Below are 21,177 nucleotides of genomic sequence, written 5' to 3'. Positions count from 1 at the left end.
CCGGAATGAACACGATTGACCCCGAAATACGAGCCGATCTGATTGCTTGCGACGCTCGGTTTGGGACCTACTTCGAACTATGCGCGCTTGGCGACAATGGCATCCGGGCTCTATTGGAGGTCGAATGCGACCTCGATGGCTCGAATGCACGTAATGCTCGCTTCACATTTATGGACGAGTCAGGGGTTGAGTGCTCGGCCGACTGCCTGACCGAGCGACTGACACACGTAGTTGTCCGCGATGCCGACTGTCTGGCCCTTTCGTAGGGGCATGTCGGTACAGAATTGAACGAGGTCTGTCGCATCAACGCTGATCTTCAAGGGATCGCGGCTGATCACGTTTACTTCGATTTCGTGCTTACACGTCTCACAGAAGACTTTCATTCGCGCCTCTTCCGACCAATCAATTCAAATCGGGCTGTAGGCTTGTAACCTTTCCGTTCGCGAGGTGAAAGGACACGCCCAGTGGCGATCTGGAATCGTACTTCATGTACACGAACGTCTTCTGGGTGTTCGCCACGCACTGAATGTTGGCCTGCTGCTGTTTGCCGAAGTTGTCGATCTTCTCCGTGATGATGAAGTCCGTGTAGTAGCCGACCAAACGACCATCGGAGTGACGGGTCAGTTCGCCGGACCCGACTTGCTGGTATGAAGTATCAATCGAGGGAGCAAATTGCCCGAGATGATCCCGGTACAGCGAGCGGCACTGGCTGACGTAGGTGGGATCGCCGAACCCGCCGTGCCACCATCGGGGGAGGGGAGATACTGCGATGGCCTATTTCGTGGTCACTTACGATCTCGTGACAGAAGAGGAATTCGACTATCAGCGTTTGTGGGATGCGCTTGCTGCGTTTGATTCCCAGAAGTACCAACTCTCTTGCTATCTGGTGGACGCAAATGCCACGGCCACTGGTCTCTTTAATCACCTGAGACAGTTCATGCACGATGTTGACCGTCTGATGGTGGTAGAGTTCTCGAAGAAGCCCGCATGGAAAAAGGGACTTCCGGGAACAAAAGCGTGGCTCGACGCTCGATTCCCCTAGTGTCAGTCCGGTTCAGATGTGAGGCCATTGTTGCCTCGGCCGAACGGGATGCCATTCACATGTACGAGGATGCCGAGTAACGCTGCCGCTCGGTCGATCAGCCACAGCTTCCATCGGGGCAACGGGATATCGTAAGTCCGCAACATGGCGAGTTCCTTCACAGGGGTGCTCTCCTATTTAGGAATTTCTCGTGGCAAGCGGCTTAGTCCGGTTCTCCTCTGCGGCACGAACAGCGTCGTACTCCTTGACCGCTTCCTGAACCAGTTCGTCAACGTCGACTCGGTCCAGACCGGTGTGCTTGATCCGGCGTGTGCCGACCAAGATACGTTCGCCGTCGATCTCGCCCCATTCCCGCACGTCATCGGTGTGCCGGTTCACGAACACGATGCTCGCCACCACGCCCTCGATCGATGCCGACCGCACCGGTTCGTGCGCGGCTACGCGAATCCGCAAATGGGTACTGCCGGGCCGCGCCAAGTAGCAGGCCTCCGACTGATTTGAGCGGCCGATCTGCACGAATCCGGCCTGCTCCAGCATGTCTCGGGCTAGGAACGTCGCCTTCACTGCATTGATGTACTCGGGGTCGTCCTCGGCCTCGCCAAGGCCAATCCGATATGATCTTGTGGCTTCGAGTAGCGTACACAGGTGCATGCCCTATTTAGGCGACACTCCCGAGGCCCTTGGGTGACCGACGCGACGATTCTTGCGCTGCTCGGCGTAACGATCTCCCTGCTATCTCTGGGCGTCTCCGCGACCACGATGTGGTTCGCATGGTTGCGTCGGGGCCGGTTGGCGATGACCAAGCCGACGCTGGTGTTCTTCGGATACGACGAGGTTCCTAGGACCATTCCCAAGGTCTTCCTGCGCACGCTCCTCTACTCCACCTCACCACAGGGCAAGATGGTGGAGCACATGTACGCGAAGCTGGTTCGGGCCGAGACCGAGAAGGTGTTCGGATTCTGGGGCTACGGACCCGAAAGCAAACTCACAGCGGGCGGCGGCCTGTTCGTGGGCCAGACCGGCGCGTCCCTGTATCACCACTTTGTCCTGTCCGTTCACGATCCCGGATATGAGTTCGTCGCGAGCGAGTACACGATTCAGGTCTACGCGCAGGAGGCCGGGCAGTCGGCTGCGGCTCTCCTGACCGAATTCAAACTGAGCCTCAGTGATGGGCTCGCTTCGGCTCTCGCCCAGCACCAAGGCGTTCTCTTCGAGAGAGACCCGAGCACCCTTGGGTACCTCGGTCATGTCCGGGATCGTCCATAGTGAGTTTTTGTGCAGAATCCTCTCCTGCACAAAAACTCAGGTTCAGGCCGGGGTTAGTGTGCAAAGCCCCGTTAGGGGGAGAGGAACATGAAATCAGTGCGCCGTGGCCGGTAACGTGAAGCGGAAGGTCGTGCCGGTGGGGCCGGTCGCGGTCATGGCGATCTCGCCGCCATGGGCGCGCACCAGGTCGCGGGCGATGGCGAGGCCGAGGCCAGCGCCGCCGGCGCGGCCGCCCTTGGTGAAGGGCTTGAAAAGCTGCGCCGCCACGTCCTTCGGCACGCCGGGCCCGTTGTCGGCGACGTCGACCAGCACGTAGGCGCCGCCGTTCTGCGACCTCACCGTCACGGTGTTGGCGCCGGCATCGAAGGCATTGCGGCCGAGATTGATGAACACGCGATAGAGCAGGTCGCGATCGGCCCGCACCTTGCGCTCGCCGAGCCCGTTCACCCAGTTGCGCAGCAGGTTGGGATCGGCATCCTCGCCCTGCTCCTGCAGGGTGATGCCGACCTCGTCGACCAGGTCGGCGAGGTCGAACTCCTCGAGCCTGGGCGTCGGCCGGTCGCGCACGTACTCGATCGCTTCGCTCGCCATGCGCGTGGCGCGGTCGATGGTGCTCATGATGGTCGGTGCGAACTTGCGCGTGCGCTCGTCGTCCGAGTGCGCCAGCCGGTCGGAGAGCAGCCGCGCGGTCGACAGGATGTTCTTGAGGTCGTGGTTGATCTTGTTCGAAGCGGCGCCGACATCGGCCAGCCGCGACTTCTGGCGCAGCGAGGCGCGCAGCTCGCGTTGCAGGTTCTGGAACTCGCGGTCGACCACGCCGATCTCGTCGTTGCGCGTGCTGCGCGGCCGGTCGATGCCGCCTTCCTCGGGATCGCGGCGGAACGCCACCATGTCGGCCGACAGGTCCTGCAACGGCCGGATCACCAGCCAGCGCAGCGCGAGATAGAGCAGGGCTGCGGTGAACAGCGCGATGATGATCGACAGGATCAGCACGCGGACGCTGTACTCGTACATCGCGAGCCGCATCGGCAGCTCGTCGACCACGATCCACACCATCGCCCGCGGCAGGCGCATCGATTCGCCGCCGACCCGCGTGTAATAGGCGCCGTCGCGCGCCATTGCCGCCAGCGCGTCCCAGATCAGGCCGAGCGCGCCGCGTTCCTTGAGGTTGAAGGTCGGCATGTCCGGCCGCGGCGGGATGTTGAGCAGAGCGCGACGCGGCTTGTTGGGCTCGACCAGCACCACGGCATCGACGCGCGCATGGTTGAGCAGCGAGCGCTTGACGTCCTCGGTCACCATGTTGTCGGGCGTGGCGTCGAGCGCCAGCGCCGCGAGCGTGCCGCTCTCGATCAGCTGCTCGAGATAGACCAGCCGGTAGCGCGCGATCGACGGCAGGAACAGCAGCAGCTCGGCCGTCATCACCGCCACGATCACCAGACCCAGGATGCGCCACGACAGCCCGAAGGTGGGCAAGCGACGACGGCGCGCCACCAAAGGTGCCGCTCCGGCGCGAAGGGTGATGTCGGCGGGCATGGCCTGCGGACTCTACCGGAGCCGGAGGATGGGGCCTAGCCGGGCGTCACCCTCTCTTCATGACGGCTGCGGCAAGCCGGGGTCGGTGACCGCGAAGCTCGGCCGTGTCGAAAGACGCCGCCACCACGCGGCGAGGCGCGGATGCGGGGCCAGCGCCGCCGCCCCTTCGGGCGCGAGCGTGAAGTAGGCCATCATCGCCCCGAGATGCAGGTCGGCCAGGGTGAGGCCGTCGTCGCCGACCAGCGGCCCCATGAGCGGATCGAGGGCTGCCAGCACCTTGGTCGAGGCGGCGAGGCCGCGAGCGATCTCGGCCTCGTCGACCGGCTGGCGGGCGCGGGCGCGGAATACCCGGAGGGCGAAGACCTGCCGGACCATCGGCCAGTAGCCGTAGGAATCGACGATGCCGATCACCTGGTCCATCCGGGCGAGCGCCTGCGGGCCCGCCGGCTGCAGCGCCGGGCCGGGAAACGCCCGGTCGATGTAGCGGGTGATGGCGCCGGTTTCGTACAGGGCGAAGCCGTCATGGACCAGGGTCGGGACCCGGCCGAAGGGATGCAGGGCGAGGTAGGAGGCCGGCACGTCCGGAGCGAAGGGATTCACCTCGACCCGGTCGTAGGGTATCCCCTTCTCGGCCAGGGCCAGCCGGGCGATGCGGTTGTAGACGCTGTAGCGGTAGCCATGCAGGACGAGCGACATGGCGCCATCCTAGCCTTTCATTGACTCTGCCGGCCTGCGCGACTATTACCCACCGCTCACGAATTTCGCCCCCGGCGGCAGCGCTCGGGGGCTTGTGTTTGAAGGAGTTTCGTCGTGAAACGCACTTATCAGCCCAGCAAGCTGGTCCGTAAGCGTCGGCACGGCTTTCGCTCGCGCATGGCCACGGTCGGCGGCCGCAAGGTCATCGCCAACCGCCGCCGCTCGGGCCGCAAGCGCCTGTCGGCCTAGAGCCGGGGCCTTTGCCCGTGGCGCCGGTTCGCCCCGGGCGTTTGCCAAATCGTCGGGATTTCCTGCGTGTCCAGGCCGGGCGGCGCTGCGCCATGCCCGGTTTCGTGCTTCAGGCCGCGCCGGCGCCGGCCGATCAGCCGCCGCCCCTCGTCCGGGTCGGCTTCACCGTCAGCAAGAAGGTCGGCAACGCCGTGGTCCGCAACCGGGTCCGCCGCCGGCTGCGCGAAATCGCCCGCCAGATCATTCCCGAACAGGCCCGGCCGGATCTCGACTATGTCCTGGTCGGCCGCCAGGGCGCCCTCGAGCGCGATTTCGCCGTCATGCGCCAGGAGCTGGTCGAGGCGCTGAAGCGCCTGAAAGCCCTGGCCGTCGCGACGCCATGACCCTCACCTCACGCCTTGCGCCAGCGCCGGTGAATCGCCAGTTTCCGGGCCGCATGCTTGCCCTGCTCCTGCGCGGGTTGGTCCGTCTTTACCAACTGACGCTTGCCTACTTCTTCGTCGGCGCCTGCCGCTTCGAGCCGTCCTGCTCGGCCTACGCGGCCGAGGCGGTGACGCGCCACGGCGCGCTGAAGGGAAGCTTCCTTGCCGCGCACCGTCTGTGCCGCTGCGGTCCGTGGACCCGCGGCGGCTACGACCCGGTGCCGCCGGTGTCTCTGTCCTGCCATTCCGCCGAGCGCCTCTGAAAATGGATCAGAAGAACTTCATCGTCGCCATCGTGCTCTCGGTGATCATCATCATGGGCTGGCAGACTCTGTTCCCGCCCAAGCACACGCCGCCGCAGCAGCAACAGACCACCAGCCAGTCGAGCCAGCCCAACGCCCCGACCTCCGGGCAGGCTGGTAATCAACCCGGCGCGCCGCAGGCGCCGGTCACTCAGGCGCCGGCCCAGCAGACGGTGAGCCGCGAGGAGGCCCTGGCCCGCTCGCCGCGCGTCACCTTCAGCACGCCCGAGCTGATCGGCTCGATCGCGCTCAAGGGCGCGCGCATCGACGACGTCCGCCTGGCCAAGCATCGCGAGGAGCTCGATCCCAAGAGCCCGCCGGTGCCGGTGCTGTCGCCGGTCGGCGGCGATCATCCCTACTACTCCGAGTTCGGCTGGACCTCGTCCGATCCGGGCGTGAAGGTCCCGGGCCCCGATTCGGTATGGACGTCGAGCCGCGAGACGCTGGCGCCGGGCAAGCCGGTGCGCCTTACCTGGGACAACGGCGCAGGCCTGATCTTCGCCCTTGACGTCTCGATCGACGAGAACTTCATGTTCGCGGTCAAGCAGAGCGTCGAGAACAAGACCGACAAGCCGGTGACCCTGTATCCCTGGGCCCTCGTCGTGCGCTTCGGCGAGCACAAGGCTGAGGGCACCTACGTGCTGCACGAGGGCCCGTACGGCGTGTTCAACGGCAGCCTCAAGGAATTCAGCTACTCCGACTTCAAGGACAACAAGAGCCAGAAGCTTTCGACCACCGGCGGCTGGGTCGGCATCACCGACAAGTACTGGATGGCGACCCTGGTGCCCGACCAGAAGAGCAAGGTCGACGTCACCCTGAAGGGCACCGGCGCGGGCAACGACATCAAGTACCAGATCGACTTCGTCGGGCCGGCCGTCACCGCCGCCCCGGGCGCCACGGGCAGCGCCGATGCGGCACACCTCTATGCCGGCGCCAAGATCGTCCGGGTGATCGACGCCTATCGCGAGAACCTCGGCATCGACCGCTTCGACCTGACGATCGACTGGGGCTGGTTCTGGTTCTTCACCAAGCCGATGTTCTGGCTGCTCGAATGGCTGTACGTGCAGATCGGCAACTTCGGCGTCGCCATCCTGATCCTGACCGTGATCGTGAAGGCGGTGTTCTTCCCGCTCGCCAACAAGTCCTATGCGGCGATGAGCAAGATGAAGGCGCTGCAGCCGGAGATGGAGAAGCTCAAGCAGCGCTACGGCGAGGACAAGCAGCGCATGAACCAGGAGCTGATGCAGCTCTATCGCCGCGAGAAGGTCAATCCCGCGGCCGGCTGCCTGCCGATCCTGGTGCAGATCCCGGTGTTCTTCGCGCTCTACAAGGTGCTCTACACCACCATCGAGATGCGCCATCAGCCGTTCTTCGGCTGGATCAAGGATCTGAGTGCGCCCGATCCGCTGACCATCCTGACAGGCTTCGGGCTGTTCCACTGGCAGATCCCGGAGATCCTGCACTTCTTCAACATCGGCATCTGGCCGCTGATCATGGGCGTGACCATGTACCTGCAGCAGAAGCTGAACCCGGCGCCCGCCGATCCGGTGCAGGCGCGCGTGTTCCAGTTCCTGCCGATCATGTTCACCTTCATGCTGGCGCCGTTCTCGGCCGGCCTGGTGATCTATTGGGCGTGGAGCAACACGCTGTCGATCGCGCAGCAGTACTACATCATGCGGAAGCACGGCGCGCCGATCGGCGGCAAGGCTCAGCCGAAGGCCGTGGCCGCGACGCCCGAGCCGGTCCCTGCCAACGGCAACGGTGGCGGCGGCAAGAAGGGCGGCAAGAAGAAGGCCTGATGGAGCGCGCGCCGGAAGCATCTGAGGGCGCGCGCAAGCTCTTCGCGGGCCCTTGCGAGTTCGTCGCCGGTGCGGCGTCCTTCGAGTCGCTGATCCCGATCTCACTGCCCGAGGTGGCGTTCGCCGGCCGCTCCAATGTCGGCAAGTCGAGCCTGGTCAACGCCCTGACCGGCCGCCGCACGCTCGCCCGCACCTCCTCGAGCCCGGGCCACACCCGGCAGATCAATTTCTTCGACCTCGGCGGCCGACTGATGCTGGTCGACCTGCCGGGCTACGGCTTCGCCCAGGTCTCGCGCTCGATGAAGGAGACCTGGCAGGACCTCGCCTCGGCCTACCTGCGCGGCCGCCCGACGCTCAAGCGCGTCTGCCTGCTGATCGATTCGCGCCACGGCGTGAAGGACACCGACCGCGAGACGATGAAGAACCTCGACGCCGCCGCGGTGTCCTACCAGCTCGTCCTGACCAAGGCCGATCACCTCAAGCCGGCGCAGATCCCCAAGGCCGTCGCCGCGGCCGAAGCGGTCGCGCGCAAGCACGGCGCAGCGCATCCGCAAGTGCTGCCGACCAGCAGCGAAACCGGATTCGGCATCCCCGAATTGCGCGCGGAGATCATGGACGTGGCGCTCGGCCATTAGGCCGCTGTCGCGTGCGGGCGCGGCACTCCAGCGGCTTCTGGAAAATTGCAGTCTCTCGTCCGGCGCGTCCGCCGCGTCCGGAGGTGTCCGGGCGTGTCCGGCCTGGGGGGTGGCGCCGGATTCCGGATTCTCGGCTAAAACCCTTATGGAATCGGCATCGGATGTGTCCGGCCGCCGGCCAGATTCCGGGCTGGACGCCTCTGGTGCGCCCTGTCTACGCGGCGTCGTGGAAGATGATGCCCAAGGTGAAGCGCTGACCGCGGCGCAGGCTCGACACGCCGTGGCGCATGGCGGTGCGATGCCAGCCGCGGCTGCCTTTCGCCGGCCGCTCGTTGACCGCGAACAGCACGGCGTCGCCCTGGGCGAGCGGCACGACCTCGCCGCGCGACTGCATGCGCGGCCGCTGCTCGACCAGCATGAACTCGCCGCCGTCGAAGTCGTGCGCGGGCCGGCTCAGCAGGATGGTGGCCTGGATCGGGAAGACCAGGTCGCCGTAGAGGTCGCGGTGCAGGCAGTTGTAGTCGCCCGGCCCGTAGCGCAGCAGCAGCGGCGTCGGCCGCTTTTGGCCGCCGGCATGGCACTCGCGCAGCCAGCCCTTGAGCGTCGGCGGGAAGCGGCGCTCGATGCCCAGCACCTCGTTCCAGCGGTTGGCCACCGCCGCCAGCTCCGGATAGAGCGCCTGGCGCAGCCGCTCGACCGGCTCGGGCAGCGGATAGCGGAAATACTGGTACTCGCCCTGGCCGTAGCCGTGGCGCTGCATGATCACATGGCTGCGGAAACAGTCCTGCTGCGGCCACAGCGCGGCCAGCGCGCGGCAGTCGTCGGGGCCGACCAGCCCGCGTGCCACGGTGAAGCCACGGTCGGCGAGAATGTTGCGGTCGAACATCAGGACATCCTGACGCGCCGTGCGGTCTTCTTCTATCCGCGCCCGGCCTGATATAGGATGCCGTCTTAGCCCTCTCCCGGTCCGGGTAGAGGGCTTTTGCTAACCGCAAGGGTTTTCAGGACATGCCGGATATCGCGGTCCAGACGGACAAGGAGCAGAAGCGGCTCATCCGCATGGCCGAGACCATCTCGAAGGCCCTGCCCTACATGCGCCGGCACAACGACGCGACCTTCGTCGTGAAGTACGGCGGCCATGCCATGACCGATCCCAAGCTGGGCGACCTGGTGGCGCGCGACGTGGTGCTGATGAAACAGGTCGGCATGAACCCGATCGTGGTCCATGGCGGCGGCCCGCAGATCAACAAGATGCTGGAGCGGGTCGGGCTGAAGAGCACCTTCGTCAACGGCCTGCGCGTCACCGACGCGGCGACCATGGAGATCGTCGAGATGGTCCTCGCCGGCTCGATCAACAAGGCGATCGTGGCCGACATCAACGAATGCGGCGGCATCGCCGTCGGCATCTGCGGCAAGGACGGCAACCTGATCCTGGCCCGCAAGGTCAGCGAGATGCGCGATCCCAAGACCGGCGAGCTGCTCAAGGTCGATCTCAAGCAGGTCGGCGAGCCGGCCAAGATCAACGTCATGGTGCTGGAGCAGCTGCGCCGCGCCGACGTCATCCCGGTGGTGGCGCCGATCGGCTTCGGCGTCGACGACGAGCTGACCTACAACATCAATGCCGACACCTCGGCGGGCGCCATCGCCGGCGCCATGAAGGCCAAGCGCCTCCTGTTCCTGACCGACGTGCCGGGCGTGCTCGACAGGGACGGCCAGCTCATTTCGGAAATGACGGTCGAGCGCGCCCGCTCCCTGATCGCCGATGGCACCATCTCGGGCGGCATGATCCCCAAGGTCGAGAACTGCATCGACGCCGTGAACAGCGGCGTCGAGGCCGCCACGATCCTCGACGGCCGGGTGCCCCATGCCCTGCTGCTGGAGGTCTTCACCGAGACTGGCCTCGGCACCATGGTCAGGCGCTCCTGACCGGTCGCAATCGGGGGCCTCCGATCTTGAAATCGTTGATTTCGCTGCATATTTAAACGGTCATGGCCATTCGGACCATCCTCACGGCGCCCGACCCGCGTCTCAAGAAGAAGTCCCAGCCGGTCGCCTCGGTCGATGCCGAGGTGCGCCAGCTGATGGATGACATGCTGGAGACGATGTACGACGCGCCCGGCATCGGCCTCGCCGCGCCGCAGATCGGCGCGCTGAAGCGCGTCATCGTGCTCGACATCGACCGCGAGGACGTCAAGACCGGCCCGATCTTCATGGCCAATCCGGAGATCATCGAGGCCTCCGACGAGGACGCGACCTACGAGGAAGGCTGCCTGTCGGTGCCCGAGCACTATTCCGACGTGGTGCGTCCGGCCAAGGTGACGGTGCGCTACCTCGATCGCGACGGGCAGGCGAAGGAGCTGGCCTGCGAGGGCCTGCTGGCGACCTGCGTGCAGCACGAGATCGACCATCTCGACGGCATTCTGTTCATCGACCATATCTCGTCGCTCAAGCGCAACATGATCCTGCGCAAGCTGCTCAAGGCCCGCAAGGAGCAGGAGCGCGACGAGGCCGAGGGCAAGCCGGCCAAGCCGAAAACCAAGAAAAAGGAATCCGCCGGCGCGATCTGACCGTTAGCCGTGCCCGTAGGTCCAGTTCGCCGCCACGGTCTTCCACTCGGCGTCGGTCACCCAGACGATCGGGCCGGCTTCGATCTCGGCGAGCAGAAGAAGAAGCTGATGGCGATGCTGGGCGCCGCCACAAGGGCTACGGCGTCACCGCCGACCACTATGTTCCGGTCGGACCGAGGCCTACACGGCCCTGGTCGGGGTCATGACGTCGGCCTGACCCGAGACGCCGTGCTAGGCTCGCCTGCGGAGGCGAGCCTTTGGCCGGACTTCCGAGCAAGCCTGCGACGTTCCTCCTGCTGGCGATCGGCTTCGCCGCCCTGCTGGCGTGGTTCGTCGTGCCGTTGCTCATCCGGGAGAAGACCCCGGTTCTCTCCGACTTCCTCGACGGGCTTCACCAGCGGTCGCGGGAACTCGAGCCGGCCGGCCGGCGGCCGGTGACCTTGCCGCGCTTGCATGCCGGCGAGTCGATCGTATTCACGATGGGGCCGTCGGCCACGACACTGCGCCCCGATCTCGACCTGTCGAAGAGCGCCTTGTCGACGATGCGCGCCGACCTCTCGGCCGACGGCGCCGATCTCACCTTCATCTACTTGGTGGTCAAGGGCGAGGTGCGGAGCCGCATCCCCGTGTCGCGCTGCAACCTCTCGATCGCCGGCCGCGAGCCGCTGGTCATCACCTCGGCCCAGCGGACCGCCGTCCTGGAATGCGGTCCGGTCTCGGCCTGGTCGCCGGGCGAATGCCGCGACTTCGCCGGGCTCTGGAACGAGCGCTGCGCGCCGCGGCTGGTGCTGCAGTAGCCTGCGGCGAGACAGTTACTGCGCCGCGATCTTCGCCGCCGGTGAGAAGGCCTGCTCCATCTCGCGGCGCAGCTTCACCGCGGTCAGGCTCTCGTCCATTGCCACGTCGGCATAGGTCAGCGACTGGCCGGCCTTGATCGGCTTCAGAAGCTTGACGTTGTGGGCGAGGCCGAGCGGCAGGCTGCCGAGGCCGGTCGACTTCTCGGCCGGGAACAGCTTGCCGTAGACGGTGTAGCCGCCCTCGCCGTCGAGCATCTCGCCCGCCTTGAGGTCGCGCTTGGCGGTCGCGATCACGTCGGCATGGAAGCCGATCGGGCAGCCGGTCGGCTCCTTGCGCAGGCCGACCGAGGCGACCGAGATGCCGACCTCGAGCCCGATCAGGTGCCAGCGCTTGTACATCACCGAGTGCCGGCCGCTCGGGTCGGTCTGCAGCATGTACTCCTCGAAGCAGTTCTTCTGGTACTCGGTGGAGGCCTCGAACACGACCCACACGCCCTTGCGGATCTCGTAGGGGATGGCGCGGCCGTCGCGCTCCAGCGACGACGCGACCTCGACCTGGCCCTTGTGATGCAGGTGGCCGCCCTCGGAGGCCGGGCGCATCACGAACGGCAGGTCCTCGACCGAGCAGGGCGGGAAGGCGAGACCGTCCGGCGCCGGCGTCAGGCCGGTGGCGTTGGACACGGCCGTCGATTCGATCGCAGGCTTGGAGCCGTCGAGGAAGCTGTTGAACATCTTGGGATTGAGGCCGCCGCGCTTGGCCTGCTCCTCGTTGAGGCCCCAGTACTTCCAGACCGTCTCCGGCGTCGACTGCGCGTAGTGCGGCAGCCATTTGTGGCCGCGGCCCGCCGCCGTCACCGAGAAGCCTGAGGCGCGCGCCCAATCGACCAGTTCGCAGATCAGCGCCGGCTGGTCGCCATAGGCGAGGCTGTAGATCACGCCGGCCTCGGCCGCGCGTCGCGCCAGCAGGGGCCCGCAGAAAGCGTCGGCCTCGACCGTCACCATCACCACGCTCTTGCCGTTGCGGAAGGCTTCGAGCGCATGCTCGACCGCGGCGATCGGATCGCCGGTCGATTCGACCACGACGTCGATCTCGGGATGAGCGACCAGCGCCCGCCAGTCGTCGGTCAGGAAGGTGTTGCCGTGCGCCTTCGCCTCGGCGAACGAACCGGCCGCCGTGACCTCGGGCTTCCAGCCGAGCCGCGCCAGGTTCTCCTTGGCACGCGTCGGCGAGAGATCGGCGATGCCCAGCAGATGGATGCCCGGCGTGGTCGGGATCTGGCTGAGATACATGGCGCCGAACTTGCCGGCGCCGATCAGGCCGATGCGCAGTGGCTTGTTCTGGGCCGCGCGCTCCAGCAGCATGCGATGCAGGTTCATCGTTTCCTCCGAAGGGTTGTTATTCCGCGGCGGCCTTGCGGCGCGCGGCCTGCGCCACGGCATCGTCCTGCCAGGCGTCGATCGGCGTGAAGTCGCGATGCGCGATGTAGGCCGGCCGCTTGTAGCGGCGGATCGCGTTCGAGACGGCGTTGTAGGTCACGTAGATGATCTGGCGGTCCCACGGCGACATATTGGGCGGGCTGCCATGCACCAGCGTGCCGTGGAAGAAGATCGCCGAGCCCGGCCCGCCCTTGGGCGCGACGATGCCGCCCTGATTGACCAGCTTGGCGATGGTGTCGTTGTCGATCACCCACAGCGGATAGGACGTCGTGGTGAGGTCGTGCTTGGCCTCGATCGCGCCCTTCCTGTGGCTTTTCGGGATGAACCACAGCGGGCCGTTGAACTCGTTCACCTCGTCGACGAACACCGCGAGGTTCATGGCGCGCGCCTCGGGCATGTCGTCGTCGGCCTTCCAGGTGCCGTAGTCCTGGTGCCACTGCCAGACGTCGCCGTCGAACGCGGCCTTTCCGTTGATCTTGAACTGGTGGATGTATGTCTTGTCGCGCAGGAGCTGCTCGGCCGGCTCGACGAAGCGCGGGTGGTGGATCAACGCCTCGAACACCGGGTGATAGGTATGCACGGCAAAGGCGGTGCGCACCACGTCGCCGGTCTTCTCGCGCACGTTCTCCTCGCGGCGCTGCTGGAACACGCCGGGGATCTCGCTCTTCAGGATCTCGGTCTCTTCCGGCGAGAAGTAGTCGGGGAAGAAGAGGTAACCCTCCTCGTCGAACTGCCGGAGCTGTTCCTTGGTGAGCTTCATCGTTGCCTCCTACGGTGTCATTCCGAGCGAAGCGAGGAATCTATGAGGCCACCAACATAGATCCCTCGCTTCGCTCGGGATGACACGAATCATGCGCATCAGGCTGCCCGCGAGATCACGACCTTGAGTCGGCCGGTCAGGATGTCGGCCATCTGCTCGGCATGGCCGCGGCAGAGCGCCTCGGCCTCTTCGACCTGGCCCGCTTCCAATGCGCGCAAGATGCCTTCGTGCTCGTCCCACACGCTGACGCGCAGGTCGCCTTCGCTCAGCGCCGCCGCCATCACGCGCCGCAGGTGCTGCCAATGCGGCTGCGCGGTCTCGCCGATCAGCGGATTGCCCGACGCCTCGTAGATGAAGAGATGGAAATCGATATCCGCCTCGATGGAGGCCGGCACGTTGTTGCTGGCGGCGGCGCGGCGACCGACATCGAGCAGCAGCCGGCCGCGATGCGCGAGCTCGCGCGTGTAGTTCGCGGCGGCGAGCCGCGCTGCAGCGCCGTCGAGCGCGGCGCGCACGACGTAGAGGTTCCGCACCTGTTGCATGTCGAGCGGCGCCACCTGCACGCCCTTGCGGCCGGCTTCGATAAGAAAACCCTCGCGCCGCAGCAGCATCATCGCCTGCAGCACCGGTTGTCGGCTGACGCCGAATTTGTTGGCGAGCTCTTCCTGGGTGAGCCGCGTGCCGGCTTTGAGCTCGCCGGAGCAGATGGCTTCGAGGACGGCGTCGTGGATGCGTTCGCTGAGATCGGGTTCGGGGAGGAAGGCGCGCATGGTGGGGTCTGTATACAGAACACCGAGCCGCCGGAGTCAATGAATTAGCGGGTTTTCAGGCCTTTTTCCGCGAGGATCGCCAGGCCCTGCTCGGGGTAATCGGTGATCAGGCCGTCAACTTTGCGATCGATCAGCCGGGCCATGTCGGCCGGTTCGTTGACCGTCCAGGGAATGACCTTCAGGCCGAGCTTGTGGGACTCGGCCAAGGTCTCGGGCGTGAGGTTGCGCCAGAACGGCGACCACACGGCACAGCCCGCCGCCCGAGCGAGCCGCGGCACCGAGCCGCCATGGGCCTTGAGGTCGAGGCCGCCCAGCCACGGCGAGGGCACGGCATCGTTGCGCCGGATGGTGTTGCTGTTGGCCGTCTCGATAGTCAGGCAGGCGGTCGCGATCTTGGGTGCCATCTTGCGAACTTCATGCAACGTGCGCCAATCGAAGGACTGGATCATGGTCCGGTCGGCCGCTTTGGCGGCCTTCACCTGCTCGACCGCGAGGCGCACGAAGGTGACCGGATCGACGGTGTTGCCGGGTCGGGTCGGGTCGATCTTGGTCTCGATGTTGAAGCGCATCGGCGCGGGCGCGATCGCATAGACCTCGGCCAGCGTCGGAAAGCGCTCGCCGTCGGCCGGCCGCTGCAGCGGGAACTGGCGGCCATAGGCCGAGGCCGGATTGAGCCGGCCGATGTCGTAGCGCTTCAGCTCCGCCAGCGGCAGCGAGCGGATGGTCGGCCCGATGCCCTGCAGCCACTGGCCGTCGAGGCGCGCCAGATCGGGATTGAGCCGGGGTTCGTGGCTGACCACCACGACATCGTCCTGCGTGATGGCGAGGTCCAACTCGAGCGTCGTGACGCCGAGCGCGATGGCCTGGCGGAAGGCGGCGAGCGTGTTTTCGGGCGCGAGACCCCGACCGCCGCGATGCGCCTGCAGGTCGAAGGCCGCGGCGACCATGGCGCTAGCCGCCCAGATTGCGCAGGCGAGCGATGCGATCGGCGATGTCGGGATGCGTCGCCATGAGCGCCGAGGATTGGGCGGTGAAGGTCTGGATCGGGTTGACGATGAACAGGTGCTGGGTCGCACGGCTCACTCCGGGAAAGGGCGCGGCGGCGGCCGCGAGCTTGGTCAGCGCGGCGATCAGGCCGTTGGGATTGCGCGTGAACTGGACCGAGGTCGCGTCGGCCAGGTACTCGCGCTGGCGCGACACCGCCATCTGCACCGCCTTGGCGGCGATCGGCGCGACGATCGCCACGACGAGCAGCACGATCACCAGGATGCCGGCGCCGCTGCTCTTCCGGTCGCTGCTGCTGCGCGAGCTGCTGAAGCTGCCCCACCGCAGCCCCCGCAGGGTCATGTCGGCGATCAGGGCGATCAGGCCGACGGTGACGCCCACCACCGTCATGTAGCGGGTGTCGAGGTTGGCGATGTGCGCCATCTCGTGCGCGACCACGCCCTGCAGCTCGTCGCGATTGAGTTGGTCGAGGAGGCCGCGGGTCACGGCGATCGAGGCATTCGACGTCGAGGTTCCGGTTGCGAAGGCATTGAGCGCCTCGGTCTCCATGATGCGCACCCTGGGCATCGGCACGCCGGCGGCGATCGACATCTCCTCGACGACGTTGAAGAGCTGCGGCGCGTCGTCCTTGGCGATCTCGCGGGCCTCGGCCATGGCGTTGACCAGGCGGCTGCCGAAGGCGAGCGACAGCAGGCTCCAGCCGATGCTCGCCGCCGCCAGGGCCCCTGCGGCCGTCACGCCGAAGCTGCTGACGGGGGCGACATCGTCGGTCGCCTGGCTCTGCAGGACCCAGCCGATCAGGTAGCCGAACAGGGCGGCGAGCACGGTCAGCCCGGTCAGCAGCAGCATCGTGTTGCGGCGATTGGCCTGCTGCGCCGCGACGAAATTGGTGGTGGCCATCGCCTAGCGCAGGGCGACCTTCGGCACCTCGCGCTCGCTCTCCGGCATGTTGAACAGCTCCATCCGGCCGAAGCCGAGCGAGCCCGCGGCCAGCACCGCGGGGAAGCTCTGGCGGCGCACGTTATAGGAGGCGACCGAGTCGTTGTAGAACTGGCGCGAGAAAGCGATCTTGTTCTCGGTGGTGGTGAGCTCCTCCTGGAGCTGCTTGACGTTGTCGTTGGCCTTGAGCTGCGGATAGCTTTCGACCAGCCCGAGCAGGCCGCGCGTCGCCAGGGTGAGTGCTGCCTCGGCCGGTGCGGCCTGGGCCGGGCCGGCGGCATTCGCCGCCACCGCCGCGTTGCGCGCCTGGATCACCTTGGTGAGCGTCTCCTGCTCGTAGCCCATGGCGTCCTTCACGACCTGCACCAGGTTGGGAATGAGATCGTGTCGGCGCTTGAGCTGCACGTCGATCTGGCTCCACGCCGTTTGCGCCTGGGTGCGGCCGCCGACCAGGCCGTTGTAGATCATGATCAGCCAGAGCGCGATCAGGACGACGATGCCGAGGACGATCCAGAAAGTCATGCCGACGGCTCCTTGCTGCAGGGCCGGGGAGTCTACTCTGCAGGTCGGTCGGACGGAATTGCCGCCGGGCAGGTCATGGGCCGGTATCCCAGGCTGGCGATCCTCGGGCCGCCGCGGGTGCGGGCCTCGACGGCGACGTCGAGGAAAGAGCAGCCCACAAGTTCATTCATGCCGACATGCACCCGCTTCGTCTGCAACGGGATGCTGTAGCGGCAGCCGGCGACGGCGGCCTCTGCGCAGGCTGTACTGGCCGGCATCCCGGACTGGGCGTTGACGACGGCGCTCGGGATCGAGTCGACGCGCTCCCGGTCGGTGGGCGTCGACAAGGCCCGCGCCAGCGGATTGTCGCGCGGCGGCAGGCTCGTGACCCGGATGGTCGGGCAGCCATACATGCCGCACGGCCCGAACAGCAGCCAGGCGCATCCGGTCGTGGCGACGATGGCCAGCACGCCCGCGGATACCGCAGCGAATATGGCCATCGGGCGCTTCGACCGGTGTCGCTTCGCGGCGATGGGCATTCCGGGCGACTATAGGGCGCGGCACCCGCCGCCGCGACAACCTCCGGCTGCAAAATGGCGGGCGTGCGCGATAGAATGCGGGCTGGAGGAGACCGATGAACGCCACGGAGTTGCTCAAGGAGTTCACCTCGGCGGTCGAGCACCGCGACGGCAAGCGGTTCGCGGCCTTGTTCACCGAGGACGGCGTCTATCACGACGTGTTCTATGGCGCCTTCAAGGGCCGCGAGAAGATCGCCGAGATGATCGACGACTGGTTCCACCGCACCGCACGCGACTTCCGCTGGGAGATGTTCCGGCCGGTCAGCGACGGCACGATGCTCTACGCCTATTACACCTTCAGCTACGTCTCGACCCTGCCCGAGGCGCAGGGCAAGCGGGTCGGCTTCGACGGCGTATCGATCCTGCGGCTCAGCGACGGCAAGATCGCCGAGTACCGCGAGGTCGCCAACGCGGCGATCGGCCTGCTCGACATCGGCTTCGCACCCGAGCGCGTGGCCAGGATCCTCGCCAAGGAAGCGGCGCAGATCAAAGCCCGGCCGGAGTGGCAGCGCCACACGGAGTGATTGGGAAGATCCCTCGATGCGCTCGGGATGACAGCTGTCATCCCGAGGCGAAGCCGAGGGATCTTTAATCGCGCAGCAGCTCGTTGATCGAGGTCTTGGAGCGGGTGCGCTCGTCGACGGTCTTCACGATCACCGCGCAGTAGGTCGACGGGCGATCCGGGCCGCCGCCGATGTTGCCCGGCACGACCACCGAATAGGGCGGCACCTTGCCGATATGGATCTGGCCGGTCGCGCGATCGACCACCTTGGTGGTGGCCGAGATGAACACGCCCATCGACAGCACCGCGCCGGTGCCGACGATCACGCCCTCGACCACTTCCGAGCGCGCGCCGATGAAGCAGTTGTCCTCGATGATCACCGGGTTGGCCTGCAGCGGCTCGAGCACGCCGCCGATGCCGACGCCGCCCGACAGATGGCAGTTCTTGCCGATCTGGGCGCACGATCCGACGGTCGCCCAGGTGTCGACCATGGTGCCCGAATCGACATAGGCGCCAAGATTGACGAACGAGGGCATCAGCACGACCGACGGCGCGATGTAGGAGCCGCGGCGCACCACCGAGCCTGGCACCGATCGGTAGTTGGCCTTGGCGAAGCGGGCGGCATTCCAGCCGGTGGTCTTGAGCGGCACCTTGTCGAACCACGGCGCGGCGCCCATCCCCGGGAAGGCGGCGCCGCCGTCCATCGGGACCGAATCGTAGAGCCGGAAGGAGAGCAGCACGGCCTTCTTCAGCCACTGGTGGACCACCCATTCGTCGCCGAACTTCTCGGCGGTGCGGTAGGTGCCGTCGTCGAGGCCGGCGATCGCCGTCTCGACCGCCTCGCGGACCTCGCCCCTGGTGGCGCTGTTGATGCCGTCGCGCTTCTCCCAGGCCGCGTCGATGGCGGCTTCCAGCTGCTTGCTCATTTGTCCCCTCAAAATAGGCCGGCGGACCTTATATGTTGGGCCCAATGGCGTTCAAGCTCCCCGAATCGGTGCTGGTCGTGGTCCATACCGCCGCACTGGACGTGCTCCTGATCGAACGTGCGGCCAATCCCGGCTTCTGGCAGTCGGTGACCGGCTCGCGCGAGCCGGACGACCCCGACCTCGAGGCGACGGCGCGCCGGGAATTGCTCGAGGAAACCGGCCTTTCTGCAGGTACGCTCACCGACTGGCGGCTGACCAACCGCTACGAGATCTGGCCGCAATGGCGGGCCCGCTACGCGCCGGACGTGACGCACAACACCGAGCACGTGTACGGATTCCTGGTGCCCGAGGTCACCGTCGCCACGCTCGATCCCGCCGAGCACGCCGCCCAGCTCTGGCTGCCCTGGCAGCAGGCGATGGAGAAGGTCTTTTCGCCGACCAATCGCGACGCGGTCCGGCAACTGGCGCAGCGAGCCGGCCGATGAAGAAGCAAGAGGCGTTGCCGCTCGGCCGCTTCGGCTGGGCGCTGTTCGACTGGGCGAACCAGCCGTTCTTCACCGTCGTCACGACGTTCATCTTCGGCCCCTACGTCGCTTCCACGATGATCTCCGACCCGGTCAAGGGCCAGGCGACCTGGGCGGTGACGCAATGGGCCTCCGGCATCGTCATCGCCGTGCTGAGCCCGTTCCTCGGCGCCATGGCCGACGCCGGCGGCCGGCGCAAACCTTATGTCTTCTTCTTCCAGATCCTGGTGGTGCTGGGCTGCGTGCCGCTGTGGTGGGCCTATCCCGGCCGGCCCGAGCTGGTCTGGCCGATCGTCTTCGCGGTCGTGCTGGCCACCATCGGCGCGGAGATGTCGATCGTGTTCAACAACGCGCAGCTCCCCGACATCGTACGGCCGCAGCGCATGGGCCGGCTGAGCGGCTTCGCCTGGGGGCTGGGCTATATCGGCGGCCTGATCGCCTTGGCGATCGTGCTGGTCGCGCAGGCCGTGCTGGGGAACGGCGACAGTCACGCCATCGAGCGCGCGACGGGGCCGGCCTCGGCATTGTGGCTGGTCGTGTTCGTGCTGCCGATGTTCCTGTTCACCCCCGACCTTGCCAAGACGCGGTCGCTGTCGCTCTGGCAGTGCGCGCGGCAGGGTGGCGCCTCGCTGCTGACGACGCTGCGCGAGCTGCGCCATCATCGCAATGCGTTCCTCTATCTGATCGCCTTCATGCTCTACAACGACGGGCTGGCGGCGATCATCGCGTTCGGCGGCGTCTACGCCAAGGCGGCGTTCGGCTGGGATATCCGGACGCTCGGCATCTTCGGCATCATCATCACGTTGCTCGCCATTCCGGGTGCCATGCTGGGCGGCTGGCTGGACGATACGCTGGGCAGCAGGCGGACGGTGCGGCTGGCGACCGCCGGGGTGATCGTGGCGACCATCGGCATCCTCGGCATCACCGCCGACCGCGTGCTGTATGTCGTGACCGCCGGTCCGCTCGACCCGACGCGCGGCCTGTTCGGCTCGGCGCAGGAGCTGGCCTTTATGGGCTTCGCGCTGCTGCTCGGCTTCTGCATGGGGCCGATGCAGGCGGCGAGCCGCACCCTGGTCGGCCGGCTGGCGCCGCCCGGCATGACCGGCGAGTTCTTCGGCCTGTTCGCGCTCAGCGGCCGCGCCACCGCATGGATGGCGCCGCTCGCGGTCGACCTCGTGACCACCCAGACGCAGTCGACCCGCTGGGGCATCGCCTGCGTGCTGGTCTTCCTGGTCGCGGGCTTCGTCCTGCTGGGCCGCGTGCGCGAGGAGCGGTCCTAGAGCGCGACCGTCTTGGCCTTGAAGGTGCAGAGGTCGCTGACCACGCAGCGCGGGCATTCGGGCTTGCGCGCCTTGCAGGTGTAGCGACCGTGCAGGATCAGCCAGTGATGGGCGTGCAGGCGGTATTCCTCGGGCACGCGCTTCAGCAGCTTCAGCTCGACCTCGAGCGGGTTCTTGCCGGGCGCCAGGCCGGTGCGGTTGCCGACCCGGAAGATGTGGGTGTCGACCGCGATGGTCGCCTCGCCGAACGCCACGTTCATCACGACGTTGGCGGTCTTGCGGCCGACGCCGGGCAGGGCCTGCAATTCCTCATGGGTGTGCGGCACCTCGCCGCCGTGGGTGTCGACCAGCAGCTTCGAGAGCCCGATGACGTTCTTTGCCTTGGTACGGAACAGCCCGATGGTCTTGATGAAGCCGATCAGCTTCCTCTCGCCGAGCGCCAGCATCTGCTGCGGCGTCTTGACGATCTTGAACAGCGGCGTGGTGGCGCGGTTGACGCCGACATCGGTCGCCTGGGCCGACAGCACCACGGCGACCAGGAGCTGGTAGACATTGTCGTATTCCAGCTCGGTCTCCGGTTCCGGCATCGCCTGCTTGAGGCGGGCGAAGAACTCGGGGATGACGCTGGGCTTCATCAGGGCCATATA

The 21,177-nt window shown here is 66.6% G+C and carries 28 protein-coding genes; 14 read left to right on the top strand and 14 right to left on the bottom strand.

The genetic code is table 11. The features are described from left to right. The first annotated feature begins 5 nt into the window (after positions 1-5). A complete protein-coding gene (locus J0J01_RS10670; protein WP_296380371.1) occupies positions 6-266 on the top strand; it encodes a hypothetical protein in 261 nt (86 codons plus the stop codon). 136 nt (positions 267-402) lie between these two features. Here J0J01_RS10670 and J0J01_RS10665 read toward each other — a convergent pair whose 3' ends face one another. Next, the gene (locus tag J0J01_RS10665) at positions 403-600 is read right to left on the bottom strand and encodes a hypothetical protein (RefSeq protein ID WP_296380369.1); all 198 of its coding nucleotides are present in this window, start codon (positions 598-600) and stop codon (positions 403-405) included. A 169-nt stretch (positions 601-769) separates the two neighbouring features. Here J0J01_RS10665 and J0J01_RS10660 point away from each other — a divergent pair, with 169 nt between their 5' ends. Next, positions 770-1,042 carry a hypothetical protein gene (locus J0J01_RS10660; RefSeq protein ID WP_296380367.1) on the top strand — a complete coding sequence of 91 codons (273 nt, stop codon included), beginning with the start codon at positions 770-772 and terminating at the stop codon, positions 1,040-1,042. 177 nt (positions 1,043-1,219) lie between these two features. Here J0J01_RS10660 and J0J01_RS10655 read toward each other — a convergent pair whose 3' ends face one another. Next, positions 1,220-1,579, bottom strand: coding sequence for a hypothetical protein (locus J0J01_RS10655; protein ID WP_296380365.1), 360 nt, complete (start codon positions 1,577-1,579; stop codon positions 1,220-1,222). A gap of 147 nt (positions 1,580-1,726) precedes the next feature. Here J0J01_RS10655 and J0J01_RS10650 point away from each other — a divergent pair, with 147 nt between their 5' ends. After that, a complete protein-coding gene (locus tag J0J01_RS10650) occupies positions 1,727-2,308 on the top strand; it encodes a hypothetical protein (RefSeq protein WP_296380363.1) in 582 nt (193 codons plus the stop codon). Positions 2,309-2,401: 93 nt separating this feature from the next. Here J0J01_RS10650 and J0J01_RS10645 read toward each other — a convergent pair whose 3' ends face one another. Then, the gene (locus tag J0J01_RS10645) at positions 2,402-3,841 is read right to left on the bottom strand and encodes a HAMP domain-containing sensor histidine kinase (RefSeq protein ID WP_296380361.1); all 1,440 of its coding nucleotides are present in this window, start codon (positions 3,839-3,841) and stop codon (positions 2,402-2,404) included. A gap of 57 nt (positions 3,842-3,898) precedes the next feature. Further along, positions 3,899-4,537: a glutathione S-transferase family protein gene (locus tag J0J01_RS10640; protein WP_296380360.1), complete on the bottom strand. Its 639-nt coding sequence runs from the start codon at positions 4,535-4,537 to the stop codon at positions 3,899-3,901. A 114-nt stretch (positions 4,538-4,651) separates the two neighbouring features. On the opposite strand from J0J01_RS10640, the gene rpmH reads away from it, so the two are divergent. The 5 genes from rpmH to yihA are packed head-to-tail and all read left to right on the top strand — an operon-like array spanning position 4,652 to position 7,944. After that, entirely contained in the window at positions 4,652-4,786 is a 135-nt protein-coding gene (rpmH, locus tag J0J01_RS10635; protein WP_020698875.1) for a 50S ribosomal protein L34, read from the top strand. A gap of 17 nt (positions 4,787-4,803) precedes the next feature. Then, positions 4,804-5,169 carry a ribonuclease P protein component gene (rnpA, locus tag J0J01_RS10630; RefSeq protein ID WP_296380358.1) on the top strand — a complete coding sequence of 122 codons (366 nt, stop codon included), beginning with the start codon at positions 4,804-4,806 and terminating at the stop codon, positions 5,167-5,169. A 53-nt stretch (positions 5,170-5,222) separates the two neighbouring features. Further along, positions 5,223-5,471 (top strand): membrane protein insertion efficiency factor YidD, encoded by a 249-nt coding sequence (gene yidD / locus J0J01_RS10625; RefSeq protein WP_296380357.1) that lies wholly within the window; start codon positions 5,223-5,225, stop codon positions 5,469-5,471. 2 nt (positions 5,472-5,473) lie between these two features. Then, complete coding sequence (gene yidC / locus J0J01_RS10620) at positions 5,474-7,309, top strand: membrane protein insertase YidC (protein ID WP_296380356.1); 1,836 nt, start codon at positions 5,474-5,476, stop codon at positions 7,307-7,309. Then, positions 7,309-7,944, top strand: coding sequence for a ribosome biogenesis GTP-binding protein YihA/YsxC (yihA, locus tag J0J01_RS10615; RefSeq protein ID WP_296380355.1), 636 nt, complete (start codon positions 7,309-7,311; stop codon positions 7,942-7,944). Before yidC ends, yihA begins: the two co-directional genes overlap by 1 nt. Positions 7,945-8,158: 214 nt before the next feature. Here yihA and J0J01_RS10610 read toward each other — a convergent pair whose 3' ends face one another. Continuing rightward, positions 8,159-8,830 carry a 2OG-Fe(II) oxygenase gene (locus tag J0J01_RS10610; RefSeq protein ID WP_296380354.1) on the bottom strand — a complete coding sequence of 224 codons (672 nt, stop codon included), beginning with the start codon at positions 8,828-8,830 and terminating at the stop codon, positions 8,159-8,161. Positions 8,831-9,003: 173 nt separating this feature from the next. Between J0J01_RS10610 and argB the strand changes: the two genes are divergently transcribed. The 3 genes from argB (at position 9,004) to J0J01_RS10595 (ending at position 11,308) form a co-directional block, all read left to right on the top strand. Beyond that, on the top strand, positions 9,004-9,870 hold the full coding sequence (gene argB / locus J0J01_RS10605) for an acetylglutamate kinase (protein WP_296380555.1): 867 nt from the start codon (positions 9,004-9,006) through the stop codon (positions 9,868-9,870). Between the two features lie 62 nt (positions 9,871-9,932). Continuing rightward, positions 9,933-10,511 carry a peptide deformylase gene (gene def, locus J0J01_RS10600; protein ID WP_296380353.1) on the top strand — a complete coding sequence of 193 codons (579 nt, stop codon included), beginning with the start codon at positions 9,933-9,935 and terminating at the stop codon, positions 10,509-10,511. Positions 10,512-10,768: 257 nt separating this feature from the next. After that, the gene (locus J0J01_RS10595; protein WP_296380351.1) at positions 10,769-11,308 is read left to right on the top strand and encodes a hypothetical protein; all 540 of its coding nucleotides are present in this window, start codon (positions 10,769-10,771) and stop codon (positions 11,306-11,308) included. Between the two features lie 15 nt (positions 11,309-11,323). On the opposite strand, the gene J0J01_RS10590 is transcribed toward J0J01_RS10595, so the two are convergent. The 7 genes from J0J01_RS10590 to J0J01_RS10560 all read right to left on the bottom strand — a co-directional run bounded on the left by J0J01_RS10590 (position 11,324) and on the right by J0J01_RS10560 (position 17,259). Then, positions 11,324-12,685 carry a Gfo/Idh/MocA family oxidoreductase gene (locus J0J01_RS10590; RefSeq protein ID WP_296380350.1) on the bottom strand — a complete coding sequence of 454 codons (1,362 nt, stop codon included), beginning with the start codon at positions 12,683-12,685 and terminating at the stop codon, positions 11,324-11,326. Positions 12,686-12,704: 19 nt separating this feature from the next. Further along, a complete protein-coding gene (locus tag J0J01_RS10585) occupies positions 12,705-13,505 on the bottom strand; it encodes a phytanoyl-CoA dioxygenase family protein (RefSeq protein WP_296380347.1) in 801 nt (266 codons plus the stop codon). Positions 13,506-13,603: 98 nt separating this feature from the next. Beyond that, positions 13,604-14,275 carry a GntR family transcriptional regulator gene (locus J0J01_RS10580; protein ID WP_296380346.1) on the bottom strand — a complete coding sequence of 224 codons (672 nt, stop codon included), beginning with the start codon at positions 14,273-14,275 and terminating at the stop codon, positions 13,604-13,606. A 44-nt stretch (positions 14,276-14,319) separates the two neighbouring features. Further along, the gene (locus J0J01_RS10575) at positions 14,320-15,222 is read right to left on the bottom strand and encodes a glycerophosphodiester phosphodiesterase (protein ID WP_296380344.1); all 903 of its coding nucleotides are present in this window, start codon (positions 15,220-15,222) and stop codon (positions 14,320-14,322) included. Positions 15,223-15,226: 4 nt separating this feature from the next. Beyond that, positions 15,227-16,180, bottom strand: coding sequence for a M48 family metallopeptidase (locus J0J01_RS10570; protein ID WP_296380343.1), 954 nt, complete (start codon positions 16,178-16,180; stop codon positions 15,227-15,229). Positions 16,181-16,183: 3 nt separating this feature from the next. Further along, on the bottom strand, positions 16,184-16,741 hold the full coding sequence (locus J0J01_RS10565; RefSeq protein ID WP_296380342.1) for a LemA family protein: 558 nt from the start codon (positions 16,739-16,741) through the stop codon (positions 16,184-16,186). A 32-nt stretch (positions 16,742-16,773) separates the two neighbouring features. Then, positions 16,774-17,259: a hypothetical protein gene (locus J0J01_RS10560; RefSeq protein ID WP_296380340.1), complete on the bottom strand. Its 486-nt coding sequence runs from the start codon at positions 17,257-17,259 to the stop codon at positions 16,774-16,776. 95 nt (positions 17,260-17,354) lie between these two features. On the opposite strand from J0J01_RS10560, the gene J0J01_RS10555 reads away from it, so the two are divergent. Further along, on the top strand, positions 17,355-17,822 hold the full coding sequence (locus J0J01_RS10555) for a nuclear transport factor 2 family protein (protein WP_296380338.1): 468 nt from the start codon (positions 17,355-17,357) through the stop codon (positions 17,820-17,822). Positions 17,823-17,886: 64 nt separating this feature from the next. Here J0J01_RS10555 and dapD read toward each other — a convergent pair whose 3' ends face one another. Then, on the bottom strand, positions 17,887-18,726 hold the full coding sequence (gene dapD / locus J0J01_RS10550; RefSeq protein WP_296380337.1) for a 2,3,4,5-tetrahydropyridine-2,6-dicarboxylate N-succinyltransferase: 840 nt from the start codon (positions 18,724-18,726) through the stop codon (positions 17,887-17,889). 44 nt (positions 18,727-18,770) lie between these two features. On the opposite strand from dapD, the gene nudB reads away from it, so the two are divergent. Together nudB and J0J01_RS10540 are read left to right on the top strand one after the other, a co-directional pair. Then, positions 18,771-19,211 (top strand): dihydroneopterin triphosphate diphosphatase, encoded by a 441-nt coding sequence (nudB, locus tag J0J01_RS10545; RefSeq protein WP_296380335.1) that lies wholly within the window; start codon positions 18,771-18,773, stop codon positions 19,209-19,211. Continuing rightward, the gene (locus J0J01_RS10540) at positions 19,208-20,530 is read left to right on the top strand and encodes an MFS transporter (protein ID WP_296380333.1); all 1,323 of its coding nucleotides are present in this window, start codon (positions 19,208-19,210) and stop codon (positions 20,528-20,530) included. The genes nudB and J0J01_RS10540 overlap by 4 nt, the downstream gene beginning before the upstream one ends. On the opposite strand, the gene nth is transcribed toward J0J01_RS10540, so the two are convergent. Then, complete coding sequence (gene nth / locus J0J01_RS10535) at positions 20,527-21,165, bottom strand: endonuclease III (protein WP_365736604.1); 639 nt, start codon at positions 21,163-21,165, stop codon at positions 20,527-20,529. The two genes, J0J01_RS10540 and nth, sit on opposite strands and share 4 nt — an antisense overlap. Positions 21,166-21,177: the final 12 nt, after the last annotated feature.

The organism is Reyranella sp., from assembly GCF_017305915.1.
Classification (GTDB): Bacteria; Pseudomonadota; Alphaproteobacteria; order Reyranellales; family Reyranellaceae; genus Reyranella.
Note: the sequence above shows the minus strand (reverse complement) of the source record. Positions and strands in the feature narration are given on the sequence as shown.

Bases quoted from the DNA above. Each gene is read 5' to 3' on its own strand.
- J0J01_RS10670 (WP_296380371.1), top strand. From the start codon at position 6: ATGAACACGATTGACCCCGAAATACGAGCCGATCTGATTGCTTGCGAC.
- J0J01_RS10660 (WP_296380367.1), top strand. From the start codon at position 770: ATGGCCTATTTCGTGGTCACTTACGATCTCGTGACAGAAGAGGAATTC.
- J0J01_RS10655 (WP_296380365.1), bottom strand. From the start codon at position 1,579: ATGCTGGAGCAGGCCGGATTCGTGCAGATCGGCCGCTCAAATCAGTCG.
- J0J01_RS10645 (WP_296380361.1), bottom strand. From the start codon at position 3,841: ATGCCCGCCGACATCACCCTTCGCGCCGGAGCGGCACCTTTGGTGGCG.
- J0J01_RS10640 (WP_296380360.1), bottom strand. From the start codon at position 4,537: ATGTCGCTCGTCCTGCATGGCTACCGCTACAGCGTCTACAACCGCATC.
- yidD (WP_296380357.1), top strand. From the start codon at position 5,223: ATGCTTGCCCTGCTCCTGCGCGGGTTGGTCCGTCTTTACCAACTGACG.
- yidC (WP_296380356.1), top strand. From the start codon at position 5,474: ATGGATCAGAAGAACTTCATCGTCGCCATCGTGCTCTCGGTGATCATC.
- yihA (WP_296380355.1), top strand. From the start codon at position 7,309: ATGGAGCGCGCGCCGGAAGCATCTGAGGGCGCGCGCAAGCTCTTCGCG.
- J0J01_RS10610 (WP_296380354.1), bottom strand. From the start codon at position 8,830: ATGTTCGACCGCAACATTCTCGCCGACCGTGGCTTCACCGTGGCACGC.
- argB (WP_296380555.1), top strand. From the start codon at position 9,004: ATGGCCGAGACCATCTCGAAGGCCCTGCCCTACATGCGCCGGCACAAC.
- def (WP_296380353.1), top strand. From the start codon at position 9,933: ATGGCCATTCGGACCATCCTCACGGCGCCCGACCCGCGTCTCAAGAAG.
- J0J01_RS10590 (WP_296380350.1), bottom strand. From the start codon at position 12,685: ATGAACCTGCATCGCATGCTGCTGGAGCGCGCGGCCCAGAACAAGCCA.
- J0J01_RS10585 (WP_296380347.1), bottom strand. From the start codon at position 13,505: ATGAAGCTCACCAAGGAACAGCTCCGGCAGTTCGACGAGGAGGGTTAC.
- J0J01_RS10580 (WP_296380346.1), bottom strand. From the start codon at position 14,275: ATGCGCGCCTTCCTCCCCGAACCCGATCTCAGCGAACGCATCCACGAC.
- J0J01_RS10575 (WP_296380344.1), bottom strand. From the start codon at position 15,222: ATGGTCGCCGCGGCCTTCGACCTGCAGGCGCATCGCGGCGGTCGGGGT.
- J0J01_RS10570 (WP_296380343.1), bottom strand. From the start codon at position 16,180: ATGGCCACCACCAATTTCGTCGCGGCGCAGCAGGCCAATCGCCGCAAC.
- J0J01_RS10565 (WP_296380342.1), bottom strand. From the start codon at position 16,741: ATGACTTTCTGGATCGTCCTCGGCATCGTCGTCCTGATCGCGCTCTGG.
- J0J01_RS10560 (WP_296380340.1), bottom strand. From the start codon at position 17,259: ATGCCCATCGCCGCGAAGCGACACCGGTCGAAGCGCCCGATGGCCATA.
- J0J01_RS10555 (WP_296380338.1), top strand. From the start codon at position 17,355: ATGAACGCCACGGAGTTGCTCAAGGAGTTCACCTCGGCGGTCGAGCAC.
- dapD (WP_296380337.1), bottom strand. From the start codon at position 18,726: ATGAGCAAGCAGCTGGAAGCCGCCATCGACGCGGCCTGGGAGAAGCGC.
- nudB (WP_296380335.1), top strand. From the start codon at position 18,771: ATGGCGTTCAAGCTCCCCGAATCGGTGCTGGTCGTGGTCCATACCGCC.
- J0J01_RS10540 (WP_296380333.1), top strand. From the start codon at position 19,208: ATGAAGAAGCAAGAGGCGTTGCCGCTCGGCCGCTTCGGCTGGGCGCTG.
- nth (WP_365736604.1), bottom strand. From the start codon at position 21,165: ATGAAGCCCAGCGTCATCCCCGAGTTCTTCGCCCGCCTCAAGCAGGCG.